This is a genomic window from Thermoplasmatales archaeon (assembly GCA_014361245.1).
GTDB lineage: Archaea > Thermoplasmatota > E2 > UBA202 > JdFR-43 > JACIWB01.
Map to the genome: position 1 here is coordinate 1 of JACIWB010000038.1, position 12,194 is coordinate 12,194.

The 12,194-nt window shown below is 32.7% G+C and carries 15 protein-coding genes; 12 read left to right on the forward strand and 3 right to left on the reverse strand.

The genetic code is table 11. The annotated features are described in order from the left end of the window. The first annotated feature begins 186 nt into the window (after positions 1-186). The 7 genes from albA (at position 187) to H5T45_06125 (ending at position 5,982) form a co-directional block, all read left to right on the forward strand. Positions 187-459, forward strand: a complete 273-nt coding sequence (albA, locus tag H5T45_06095) for a DNA-binding protein Alba (protein MBC7129281.1) — start codon at positions 187-189, stop codon at positions 457-459. Between the two features lie 66 nt (positions 460-525). Further along, a complete protein-coding gene (locus tag H5T45_06100) occupies positions 526-1,890 on the forward strand; it encodes a phenylacetate--CoA ligase family protein (GenBank protein MBC7129282.1) in 1,365 nt (454 codons plus the stop codon). Further along, positions 1,865-3,010, forward strand: coding sequence for a radical SAM protein (locus tag H5T45_06105; protein MBC7129283.1), 1,146 nt, complete (start codon positions 1,865-1,867; stop codon positions 3,008-3,010). Before H5T45_06100 ends, H5T45_06105 begins: the two co-directional genes overlap by 26 nt. Before the next feature lie 44 nt (positions 3,011-3,054). Then, positions 3,055-3,633 carry an exosome complex RNA-binding protein Csl4 gene (locus tag H5T45_06110; GenBank protein ID MBC7129284.1) on the forward strand — a complete coding sequence of 193 codons (579 nt, stop codon included), beginning with the start codon at positions 3,055-3,057 and terminating at the stop codon, positions 3,631-3,633. After that, positions 3,633-3,893, forward strand: coding sequence for a DNA-directed RNA polymerase subunit L (locus H5T45_06115; GenBank protein MBC7129285.1), 261 nt, complete (start codon positions 3,633-3,635; stop codon positions 3,891-3,893). Before H5T45_06110 ends, H5T45_06115 begins: the two co-directional genes overlap by 1 nt. Continuing rightward, on the forward strand, positions 3,894-5,153 hold the full coding sequence (gene truD, locus H5T45_06120; protein MBC7129286.1) for a tRNA pseudouridine(13) synthase TruD: 1,260 nt from the start codon (positions 3,894-3,896) through the stop codon (positions 5,151-5,153). It abuts the gene before it with no gap. Further along, entirely contained in the window at positions 5,143-5,982 is an 840-nt protein-coding gene (locus H5T45_06125) for a TatD family hydrolase (protein MBC7129287.1), read from the forward strand. The genes truD and H5T45_06125 overlap by 11 nt, the downstream gene beginning before the upstream one ends. Here H5T45_06125 and H5T45_06130 read toward each other — a convergent pair. Next, positions 5,977-6,099, reverse strand: coding sequence for a zf-TFIIB domain-containing protein (locus tag H5T45_06130; protein ID MBC7129288.1), 123 nt, complete (start codon positions 6,097-6,099; stop codon positions 5,977-5,979). The genes H5T45_06125 and H5T45_06130 overlap by 6 nt on opposite strands. 72 nt (positions 6,100-6,171) lie before the next feature. Here H5T45_06130 and H5T45_06135 point away from each other — a divergent pair, with 72 nt between their 5' ends. Both H5T45_06135 and H5T45_06140 read left to right on the forward strand, forming a co-directional pair. Beyond that, a complete protein-coding gene (locus tag H5T45_06135; protein ID MBC7129289.1) occupies positions 6,172-6,612 on the forward strand; it encodes a cytidine/deoxycytidylate deaminase family protein in 441 nt (146 codons plus the stop codon). After that, complete coding sequence (locus H5T45_06140; GenBank protein ID MBC7129290.1) at positions 6,609-7,382, forward strand: S26 family signal peptidase; 774 nt, start codon at positions 6,609-6,611, stop codon at positions 7,380-7,382. Before H5T45_06135 ends, H5T45_06140 begins: the two co-directional genes overlap by 4 nt. On the opposite strand, the gene H5T45_06145 is transcribed toward H5T45_06140, so the two are convergent. Then, positions 7,362-8,579: an ORC1-type DNA replication protein gene (locus H5T45_06145; protein MBC7129291.1), complete on the reverse strand. Its 1,218-nt coding sequence runs from the start codon at positions 8,577-8,579 to the stop codon at positions 7,362-7,364. The genes H5T45_06140 and H5T45_06145 overlap by 21 nt on opposite strands. A gap of 31 nt (positions 8,580-8,610) precedes the next feature. After that, on the reverse strand, positions 8,611-9,393 hold the full coding sequence (locus tag H5T45_06150) for a ThiF family adenylyltransferase (protein ID MBC7129292.1): 783 nt from the start codon (positions 9,391-9,393) through the stop codon (positions 8,611-8,613). A 428-nt stretch (positions 9,394-9,821) separates the two neighbouring features. On the opposite strand from H5T45_06150, the gene H5T45_06155 reads away from it, so the two are divergent. The 3 genes from H5T45_06155 (at position 9,822) to H5T45_06165 (ending at position 11,982) form a co-directional block, all read left to right on the forward strand. Next, positions 9,822-10,520, forward strand: a complete 699-nt coding sequence (locus tag H5T45_06155) for a hypothetical protein (protein ID MBC7129293.1) — start codon at positions 9,822-9,824, stop codon at positions 10,518-10,520. 99 nt (positions 10,521-10,619) lie between these two features. Further along, positions 10,620-11,324 (forward strand): hypothetical protein, encoded by a 705-nt coding sequence (locus H5T45_06160; GenBank protein MBC7129294.1) that lies wholly within the window; start codon positions 10,620-10,622, stop codon positions 11,322-11,324. Further along, positions 11,317-11,982: a hypothetical protein gene (locus H5T45_06165; GenBank protein MBC7129295.1), complete on the forward strand. Its 666-nt coding sequence runs from the start codon at positions 11,317-11,319 to the stop codon at positions 11,980-11,982. Before H5T45_06160 ends, H5T45_06165 begins: the two co-directional genes overlap by 8 nt. The last annotated feature ends 212 nt before the right edge of the window (positions 11,983-12,194 follow it).

Here is a 12,194-nt window from a genome sequence, read left to right on the forward strand (position 1 = left end):
AACTAAAACAAAATCTATTTAATTTCCTTAAAGATTTACTATTTGCCTGAGGCATTATCCTTTCTTTTTCCATAATCTGGGATTTTGCCTCAGGAAATAATTTTTTCTAAATTTTCACTTTCGGAGATACTGCCTGAGACCGATACTTTTATATTTTGGTTTTATATTGAGGGACGAGGGATCAAAATGCAGCAAGAAAATGTAATCTTTGTGGGAAATAAACCGCCAATGAATTATGTGCTGGCAGCAATAACACAGCTTAACTCTGGAGCGAACAAAGTAGCAATAAAGGCGAGGGGAAGAGCTATCTCCAGAGCTGTCGATGTTGCAGAGATTGTCAGAAGAAGGTTTGTGCCAGATGCAAAGATAGAAGATGTAAAGATATTCACCGAAGAACTAACTAATGAGCAGGGCGGAAAAGTAAATGTTTCCTGTATAGAAATTTACCTCGCCAGATAAATCTTCCCCCTCTTTTTATCTTATTTTTACCAAAAATATTTATAACACTTTTATTTAAAAGAAAATATGAATCCTCTGCTTAATCCATTATTCTCTGCAAGAATTTTAAAACATTATTTAACAGACATAAAAAGAGCATGGAAAAGCGAGGAGGAAATTAAAAGATATCAGGATAAAGCAATCAAAAAAGTAGTCAGATACGCATATAAGGTTCCACTTTATCATGAAAAATATAAAAAGGCTGGTATAAAGCCAGAAGATATTAGAGGTATAAAAGATTTAAAAAAATTACCTGTTATTACGAAAGATGATATCATAGAATTTTATCCAGATAAAATATTACCAAAAAACTATAAAAAGGAAAAAATTTCTGTCAGCACTTCGGGCTCGTCTGGCAAAGCTATTACAATCTTTAAAGATTTAGAGTTAATAATGGTTGAGGCAATTTTTGCGCTAAGACAGCTTTTTACTTATGGAATAAGCTGGAGGAAAGATAAAATAACAAATATAGGTGATTTTTCGGTTCCAAAAACAAGTGATGAAGAATGTTTGAGAAAAGGATTGATAAGGAATTTATCTCCATTATTCTCTTTTAAAAATTATCAAAATTTATATACGGGTGAAGAAGTAAATATTTTATTAAATAAAATAGAAGAATTTTCCCCGAAACTTATAGTGGGTTATACAAGTGTTTTGATGGGTATAGCATATCTCAGAAAAAAATATGGAAGAATTGAGCCAGATTATATAATCTCAAGTGGGGAAGTTTTAGACAATTATTCAAGAAAATATATTGAAGAAGCTTTTAATTGCGATGTATTAGATCTCTATGCAACAACGGAAGGTGGTTCAATAGCTTTTGAATGTCTTGAAAAAAGTTTTCACATAAACAGCGATTTCTCCTATTTGGAGATTCTTGATGAGAACCTTGAAGAGGTGGGCGAAAATGAACACGGAAATGTTGTAATAACCCGCCTGCATGCGAGCGCGACCCCCATCATAAGATATATCGGGCTTAATGACATCGCATCTATCTCTCAAGACAGATGCAATTGCGGGCAAAATACCCCTCTACTTCACTCATTGGGCGGAAGGAAAAAAGACGTGATAATACTTGAAGGAGGAACAATTATTCCGCCAGCAACCCTGCCCATGCCGCTTGTAGAAATTTTTGAAAGGAGTGAAAGCAAGGGGATAAAAAGATATCAGTTTATTCAGGATAGGGTGGGGAAGGTTGAGATAAGAATTGAAGCAGAGGAGGAGGTTGGAGAGGAATTTCTTGAAGGAATAAGAAATGCTTATGAAAAATTTTTTAAGGGAAGGGCTAAAGTGGAGGTAAGGGAAAAAGAAGCTGAGAAAGTGGGTTATTCGTATCCAATGGTTATATCGAAAGTAAATATAGAAAATGAAATACAGAAAAATATTAAATGAGGAAGAAGTAACTTTTCTCATTTATGATATAATAGAGGTAAAGCTGGATAGAAAAATTTATGAAAAATATAGAAAGAAGCATAAGGATGATGAAATAATTATATTCTGTCCTTTCAAAGAAATTTATAATGCTGTAACTGGAAGAAAATTATATTTCATATCTGAAGAAAGTGAAATACCTTTAATTGGCTATACTTCTTTCGGTCTTATAGATAGGGATACAAATATTATCCAAGTTCGTCCTATATCTGGATGTAACTTAAATTGCATATTCTGCTCTGTAGATGAAGGTAAGAGTAAAACAAGGTTTGTTGATTATATGGTAGATGCTGATTATCTTTTGAAGGAATTTGAGGAAATTGTAAAAATGAAAAGAAAAAAGTGTAATATGATAGAGGCACATATAGACGGGCAGGGAGAGCCATTTTTGTATCCATATATAGATAAACTGATTAAAGGATTAAAAGAGATTGCAGATATTGTATCCATACAAACAAATGGTATCCTGCTTGATAAGGGAAGAATAAGAAGACTTGAAGGATATTTGGATAGAATAAATTTATCAATAAATGCAATTGATAAAAATCTCGCAGAAAAAATAGCGGGATGTAAATATGATATCGGGCATGTAATGGAAATAGCTGAGGAAATAGCAACAAGCGATATAGATTTACTTATTGCTCCAGTTTGGCTGAAAAATTATAATGACGATGAAATATTAAAAATAATAGAATTCGGAAAAAGAATAGGAGCTGGAAAAAAATGGAAGCCGTTTGGAATACAGAAATATATCAGGCATAAATTTGGCAGAAGACCAAAAGGTATAAAAGTTATTGATTTTAAAAAATTTTATGATGAAATTGAAAAAATTGATAAAAATTTGCATCTTTATCCTGAAGATTTTGGTATAGTTAAATGCAAGGTTTTGCCAAAAAAATTTAAGGTAGGTGAAAAAGTGAAATTAAGGGTAGAAATGGAGGGGAGGATGAGAAACGAAATGCTTTCTTTTGCGAGAGAAAGAGTTATAAGTATTTTAGATACAAATAAAAAAGTTGATGAATTTGTTTATGCAAAGATTATAAAAAATAAGCACAATATATATGTCGCAAAAGAGCTTTAATTTTTATCAAAAGATTTTAAATATTAGAAAAGATATTTTCAAGAATGATTGATGAGGGAAGTATTGTTATACCAGGTGAGAAGGTTGCAACAACTGAAGAATTAATTGCAGGAAATGGAACATATGAGGAGGGGGGTATAATAAGGGCGAGCATAATTGGAAAATTTATTATAGATAAAGAAAAAATGAAAGCTGTTATAAAGCCTTTAACAGATGTACCTCTTGTATTAAAGGAGGGGGATATTGTTATATGTGAAATAAAGCAGATTATGGAAAATATTGTAATTGCTAAAATTCTTTATCTTGCAGGAAATAAAAGAGAAATTGCTGGAGAAAAAGAGGGTGCGATATTTATCTCAAACATTGATACTGAATTTGTTGAAGATGTTAAAAGTAAATTGAGGATAGGAGATATTATAAGGGCAAGGGTTATAAAGGTGGATCCTGTAATCAATTTTTCCACAAAAGATAAACATCTGGGGGTTATAAAGGCGTTTTGTAGTAATTGTAGAAATATACTTATAAGAAAAAATAATATACTTGAATGCAAAATATGTGGGAGAAAAGAAATAAGAAAAATTGCGGATGATTATGGTTCGGGCAATATTGATAGGGTGGTATAATGGAGATAAAAATAAAGAAAGATAATGGAAAGGAAATAGAATTTGAGTTAATAGGAGAAAAAACAATTTTAAATCCCTTAAAGCAAAAACTTTTGCAATATGAAGAAGTAGAATATGCAGAGTGGAGGGTAGAGCATCCCCTCATTTCCAATCCAGAATTTTATCTTAGAGTTAATAAAGGAAATGCAAAAAAAATTTTGAAAAAAGCAATAAAGGAAATAAAAAATGAAATTGATGAATTGTATAGTTGCTTAGAGTAAATGGAAAAAATTATTGGTATAGAAGTTTTTTTAACAAAATCACCTGGTATAGGTGGCAAAATAAAGATGTTTCCCGAAGATTTTATTGTTGAAGAATTGCCAGTTTATCCAAAACCAGGAGACGGAAAATTTGTCATAGCAAGAGTGGCGTCATGCAACTGGGAAGCAAATCGCCTTATAGAAGCCCTCGCCTCCGCCGCCAAAATATCTCCGAATTCTATAGGTTATGCGGGAATAAAGGATAGAAGGGCAATAACGGTTCAAATTATGTCGTTCCCTTCAGAAATTGAGAATTTAAGGAAAGTAAATTTGAAGGATGTAAAAATAGATATCCTGTATAAATCAAGAGAGAGGGTTTATAAGGGAAAATTAACGGGCAATTACTTCCATATTATTGTAAGGAATATAAAAGGAAATCATGAAGATGTTGAAAAAATAATGAATGAAATATTAAAAATAGGTGGCTTCCCAAACTTTTTTGGCATCCAGCGTTTTGGCATCGCCCGCCCCATAACGCATCTGGTGGGTAAGTATATAATAAAGAATGAAATGAAGAGGGCGGTTATGACATATATTGGGAATCCAATGCAGGGTGAAGATGAGGAAAGTTATAAGGCAAGAAAGTTTTTGGAGGAAACAGAGGACTTTGAAAAAAGCCTTGAGATTTATCCGAAGAAATTAATTTTTGAGAGAAGAATAATAAAACATCTTTCAGAAAATAAGGATGACTGGACTGGAGCAATTTTGAAACTACCAAAAAATCTGATAAAAATATTCGTTCATGCATATCAATCATATCTTTTCAACAGAATTTTATCGGAGAGAATAAAAGAAGGAATTCCAATAAATAGGGCGATTGAAGGAGATATTGTTATTCCCTTTAGAGGAGAAATACAGACATATGATGGAATAATTGTTACAAATGAAAATATTGAAAAAATAAATAATCAGATTGAAAAAGGAAAATGCTATCCTTCAGCAATTATATTTGGCTATGATTCCTTATTTGCGGGTAAGAAAATGGGAGAAATAGAAAAAAGAATAATTGAGGAAGAGGAAATAAAACAAGAAGATTTTAAAGTAAGGCATATACCATTTCTTTCCTGTAGAGGGATGAGGAGGATAATATTTGTTCCAATAAAAAATTTAAAATGGAAGGTGGAGGAAAATAATTTATTTATTGACTTTTTTCTTCCTAAAGGATGTTATGCAACATCATTGCTAAGGGAGATAATGAAAGGTGAGGTATATGACTACTGATTTATCATTTTTTGATAATCATATGCATCTCAGAGAGGATGGAAGATATATTGAAGAAATTAAGGAATTCAGAAAGCATGGTGGAAAATATCTCAATTACTGCCCTTATACAGATATCAAAAAAATAATTGAGGAAAAAAGTTATTTATCATGCTATGAAAAAGGTTTAAAAATTGCAAAGAATGCGATGGAAAAAATAGATATTAAGATATTTCTTACAGTTGGTCCGTATCCTGTGGATTATATAAAGATGAGAGATTTGCTTGGAAAGGAAAAAGCATTCGAATTAATGAAAAAAGGGATGGAGGAAGCTGGTGATTTTTGTAGGGAAGGAAAGGCAATAGCAATTGGGGAAATTGGAAGACCCCATTTTAAAATTAATGAGGATATAATGGAAGAAAGTAATGAAATCATGAGGTTTGGGATGGAAATTGCAAAAGATATAGATGTTCCAGTAATAATTCATATGGAAGGAGCAAATCAATCAAATATGAAGGAGATATCAGAAATTGCAAAAAATGTGGGAATTAAAAGGGATAAGGTAATAAAGCATTTTTCTCCACCGATAGTAAGAGAAGACGAAAATTTTGGTATATTTCCTTCAATAATCGCAACAGAAAAAAATATTGAAGAAGCGATAAATAAAGGGAGAAGATTTATGTTAGAAACAGATTATCTCGATGATTTAAGGAGACCTGGAGCAGTGCTTTCTCTTAAAACCATACCAGTAAAGATAAAAAACCTTTTGATTAAAGGAAAGATGAGTTATGAAGATGCTATGGTTATAAATAAGGATAATCCAGAAAAAATTTATGGTATAGAGTTATAAGAAAAGCAGGGGAATTACTATTTCTTTTCCGCATTTCTGGCAGATATAATATAATCTACCATTAAAAGAATGCCCTTTCATTTCCGCTCCACACTCTGGGCACCTTTTTGCTATCATTCTGCTAACTATATCCAGTTTTAATATTTAAATTTTTTGGGCAAGTTTAAAAATGTGTCATGCTATTGCATCATGGAAAGAATGTCTTATGACGAATATTTTATGGAAATCGCAAAAATTGTTTCAAAAAGATCAACATGCTTGCGAAGAAATGTTGGTGCGGTAATAGTTAAGGATAAGCATATCTTATCAACTGGTTATAATGGCGCTCCAAAAGGATTCAAGCATTGCAGTGAGGTTGGTTGCTTGAGGGAAAAACTTGGGATAAAAAGGGGGGAAAGACATGAGCTTTGCAGGGGGCTGCATGCGGAGCAAAATGCAATAATTCAGGCGGCTGTTTTCGGTGTGGCAATAAGGGATGCATCTATTTATGTAACTGATTTTCCCTGTAGCGTATGCGCAAAAATGCTTATCAATGCGGGGATAAAAGAGTTAATATACTTGAATGATTATCCAGATGAGTTTGCGGAAAAAATACTTGAAGAAAGTAAAATAAAGGTGAGAAAGTTATGATGGAAAGGGAAAAAATACTCTCATTTATAAGGGAAATAATTGTTGCAGTAGCTTTTATATGTATAATATTGATTATTTTATGGGGATATACAGGGCAATTTCCTCATTCTCCAATGGTGGTTGTTACTTCAAGCTCAATGATGCACAGCGATGCATCTTTTGGAAAAATAGGAACAATTGACCCAGGAGATTTGGTTCTGGTTAAAAAAGCGAAGGATATAGTTACAAGAGAGGAAGGAAGAGAAAAAGGCTACATTACATATCGAGATTATGGGGATGTTATAATATACTATCCAAATGGTAATAAAAATGCAACTCCTATAATTCATCGTGCGATCTGCTGGGTTGAAAAAAATAAGGATGGAACATATACTGTTGAAGAATATGGGATATATAATCAACAAAGTATAACCATTCCTGAACTAGAGTTGAGAAATTATAAGCCACCTCACAGCGGATTTATTACAAAAGGAGATAACAATGGAAATTTAAGTGATCAGGCAACTGAACTGTCTCTGCCCGTAAAGCCAGAATGGGTTTTGGGAAAAGCTCGTGGAGAAATACCATGGTTCGGGCTGATAAAGCTTATAATTTTTGGGAACGAAAATGGATATAACGGGAATGATGCTGTATGGATAGGAAAAGCTGTTGCTCCGAGAGATGAATGGATATGCCTTGGTATATCTCTTTTTGTTATAATAGGAATTCCAAGTATATGGGATGGCTACAATTACTATAAAAAATGGAAATTAAAGAAGCTTAGATTGTAATTTTGGCTTATAATCTTTTAAATCAGGTAAATCACCACTTTTTTCAATTGTTTCTTTTATTTTATCGGGTGAAAATACTTCTATTTCTCTTGTTCTTCCATATCTTCCTTTGGAAATTACCCTTGCAGTTATTATTCCAAGCATATCAAGTTCGGATATTAAATCAGCAACTCTTCTCTGAGTTAAAGCACTTATTCCAGAAATTCTGCATAAATCCTTGTATATCTCATATAAATCTCCAGTAGTTAAATCATCATAAAATTCAGTACCTATTATTGCAGACATAAGAACAATTTTTGACTGCACGGGCAAAGTTTTAACTATCTCATTCACCCTGTCAAGTTCTATTTTATTTTCCGCGATTTTTACATGCCTCTCAGTAATCCTTTTCTCTCCCTCCCTCTCCGCAATCTCAGCAGCAACACGGAGCAAATCAAGCGCCCGCCTGGCGTCGCCATGCTCCTGCGCGGCCAGCGCCGAGCATAATGGAATTACATTTTCTTCGAGGGAATTTTCCTTAAGAGCTATTGTCGCTCTTTCTATTAGTATATCTGCGAGTTCATCCGCAGTATATGGAGGAAAAACAACATTTTCCTGCCCAAGAGAGGATTTTATCCTTGGGTCAAGAAATTCTGTGAATTTTAAATCATTTGATATACCAATTATTGACGCTCTTGCTTTTTTTAAATCATAATTTATGCGAGATAAGTTGTATAAAACTTCATCATCCTTTACTTTGTCCACTTCATCGAGCACTATTATTGTTACCCCTCCTGTTCTATCTATTGTTTCAACAAGCTTTGAATAAACCTCATCCGTTGGCCATCCAGTAAATGGGATCCGCTCCTCCCATTTCCTGATAAAATGGTTTGAAATATTTTGCAAAACTCTGTATTGTGTATCTACAATTTCACAATTTATATAAACAAAATTTGTTGCTATTTTTAGCTCTTCTCCTTTATTAACAAGTTGCTTCCCCATAAATTTTGCAACAGCGGTTTTTCCCGTTCCGGTTTTTCCATAAATAAAAACATTCGATGGATTTTCTCCTTTTAAAGCTGGGGCAAGTATTTTTGCAAGCTCCTCTATCTGTTTCTCTCTATGTGGCAAAATATCGGGAATATATGAATGAGATAAAACTTCCCTGTTCTTGAAAATGCTTTCTGAGCCGATTAAGTTATGGAATATGTCCTTCATTTTCTCCCCAAAAATCAACAATAAATACAATTTAATAAATAAATTTTTTGTGACAACTGCATTTTGGATTTATTGGCAATTCAAAAATATCGAAGAAATTTCTGTAACCATCGTAGTAAAAAATATTTTTTATGTAATTTTTCAAGGAATGAGTGATTTTCAATGCTTCCTGTACTTCAAAAGATGCTATTATACCTGCTGTATTTATATCTGATGCAATTTTTGGCTCAAAATATTTTATACCATCTCCAGTGCAACTGAATCTTTTTTTCAAAATTTCTTCATGTGTTGAATTTATATAGCATTCAAAACAGCTTGTTTCAGGAGGAAAAACAACCTGCACTTTTCCTATCTGCCCATCTATCGCTCCATCTATATAAGGAATCATGTAATTATAGCAGAATGAGTTTATGTGAAGGCGGGCTTCAATATTATCAACGCATCCAATAACTAAATCGTGAGATGGAATGAATTTATCGGGCATTTCCTCTATTTTTCTATTGAAATATTTTATATTTGCATCTTTTTCAATTTTCCCCAGTTTCTTTGCAAGAACTTCTGCTTTAAATTTTCCTTTATCTTTTTCATTGAAAAAAATGCATCTGCTTAAATTTGAGATTACTATCCTATCAGCATCAACTATATCTATATTCTTATAGCCAGATAGGATTAAATTCTTGCATACCTCATTTCCAAGTGCCCCCGCTCCAACAACAAGAATTTTTTTACTCCTCACTTTTTCAATATCAAACCATTCATACAGCTTTAGTCTGCTATATTTATCTTCATCGATACTCCCTATTTTTATTTCCATATAAAAAATTAATTTCCTTAAAAAAAATTTTTCGGAAGATATGGATTGTAAAACAAATCAATTCTAATTCATTTAATTTCACTTTCCTAATACCAGCTAACCACTAAATGCTGTTAATTTTGCAATTGATAAAGCAAGCCGGATATGGACTGTTGGAGGGCATCCAAACAAACCAAGGCCTTTTGATTACAAATCTTTTTGGATTTATAATACCAAGCAAGTAGATGATACAAACCCATCTTCTCTTGGGTTTGGTTATTATTGCTCTGAAATAGTATGGGCATCTTGGAAGCATGCTGTTAATATAGACCTTGATCCTACGGGTGGAAGAGTTACCCCAGCAGATATATATTACTCTCCGAGAGTAGAAATTTACACGATTTATTATCCAAACTAAAATTTATATACGCGAGATGGACAAAAATAACATGGAAAAAATACTCGGATTATCAATTTTTATCTTAATTACCCTACTTTTCTTTATAAATTTTCATCTCAAAATAGAAGAAAATAGCAATGAATGGAATAAAGACATTGAAGAAGGAGCCACTTTTTGGGATGTAATAGTTGTAAATGATGAATTTATTTTAGTTGGAACAAATGGAGACGGGTTAATTGTGAAAATAGATAAAGAAGGAAATGAAATATGGAATAAGAGCTTTGGAATAAGAGAAGCAACTGAACAGGCTTTAGCTGTACAAGTAATAGATGAAAATCATTATATTATAGCTGGTAGTAGATTTTATGATAGAAACTCTACTTTAAAAGGATGGGTTGTTAAGTGTGCAGATTATTCCCCGCCAAAAATAAAAGTAGTTAAACCAAAAAATTTTTTCTATATTTTTGATAGGGAAATTTTACCTACTGAAACACCAATAATTGTGGGAGATATAACAGTAAAATGTGAAGATTTTAATCCAATGAATAGAATAGATAGGGTAGAATTTTATCTTTGCCTTTTAGATGTTAAATATGAATACATACCAAGAAAAATTGATTATGAACCTCCTTATGAATGGAGATGGAAAACTGGAATGGGATTTTATGAATTAACTGTTGCCGCATTTTACGAAGATGTTGTTGCAACGGTTGAAAAAATAGACTTGCTATTCATATTTAATCCTTAATTTTCTAAAATTATAATTTTTGGTTCATTTTGCTTCTTACAATAATTTTTTGATTAATCAGATCCAGAAGATGTTATAAATATGCTATTATTTACAATTATGTTTGAAAGAAGGCACGGTGTGATTGTGGCTTGCGATGTTGAAAATATAGAAAAGTTGAAAGAGCTTGTTGAAAAAACATACGGCATAGAGGGAATTGTTGGTTATAAAATAGGAGCCAATCTTGCTTTAAAATATGGGCTGAAAAATATAATGGGCGAGGTAAATTTTCAACTTCCTGTTATTTATGACCATCAGAAGGCGGGAACAGATATCCCTCAAATAGCAAACAAGTTTGCAAAAGCATGCAGGGAGGCGGGAATAAAAGGCGTGATAATTTTTCCGCAGGCTGGGCCAAAAAGTGAAGAAGCTTTTATAGATGCAATATTTGTCAATGAAATGGTGCCAATGGTTGGAGGGGAGATGACACATGAAAAATACTTATATGAAGAGGGTGGGTTTATCGTTGATAGTGCTCCTTCAAAAATATATGAGATAGCTGCAAGGAAAAGAGTTGAGTATTTCATTCTTCCTGGAAATAAAGAAGAGGCGATAAAAAAATATCATATGATTATAGCTAATATGGTAAATGAGCCAAAATACTGCATGCCAGGCATAGGAAGGCAGGGAGGGGAAATAAAAAAAGTTTTTAGCTTGCTCCTTGGCTATCCTTCATATGCAATAGTTGGCTCATCAATATATGATAGCAGTGATATAGAAAAATCTACAAAAATTTTTGCAAAGGAGGCGATGGAATTTGAATGAAAAAGAAATTTTTATAGAATTTTATAAAAGAGGGTTAATAAAAACATGGAAAAAAGATAATCCAAAGGGATGGAAGCTTTTATCTGGTATGTGGTCACCATTTTATGTGCAATTCAGAAATCTGCCGTCTCATCCTGATTTGTTGGATCATTCAGCAAGATTGCTTGCCGAGAAAATAAAAGGAAAGGGAAATAAGCTACTTGGCATAGCAATGGCGGGAATACCAATAGCAACAGCAGTTAGCTTGCATTCAATGCTTCCAATGTGCTATACAAGAAAAAATTCAGCAAGTTATGGAGAGCATTCCCTTATTGAAGGAGAAATAAAGGATGGAGATAATTTTATTGCAATTGATGATGTTGTTACAAAATTTGATAGCAAGTTAAATGCAATAAAGCAACTTGATGAAGAGGCAAAAAGAAGAAATTGCAGTGTTAAATGTGAGAATGTTGCTGTTATAATAGACAGGCAGCAGGGGGCGGAGGAGGCAGCGAGCAAACACGGGGTAAAAATTTATTCGATTATAAAATTCAGGGATAATATTGAATGGCTCAGAGATGAAATGGGCAGGGAAGAATATGAGGTAATAGTAGATTATTTAGGAAATCCAGAAAAATATCAGGATGAAGAAAGAAGAAGATATTTATTAAAGAATTAATTTTCCAAAAAGGGCATTCCAAACATTTTCATTGAAATAATTAATTTATTAGATGGCGGAACAGTTTTCAGTTTTTAAGACAGTATTTCCGAAAGTGAAAATTTAGAAAAAATTATTTCCTGAGGCAAAATCCCAGATTATGGAAAAAGAAAGGATAATGCCTCAGGCAAATAGTAAATCTTTAAGGAAATTAAATAGATTTTGTTTTAGTT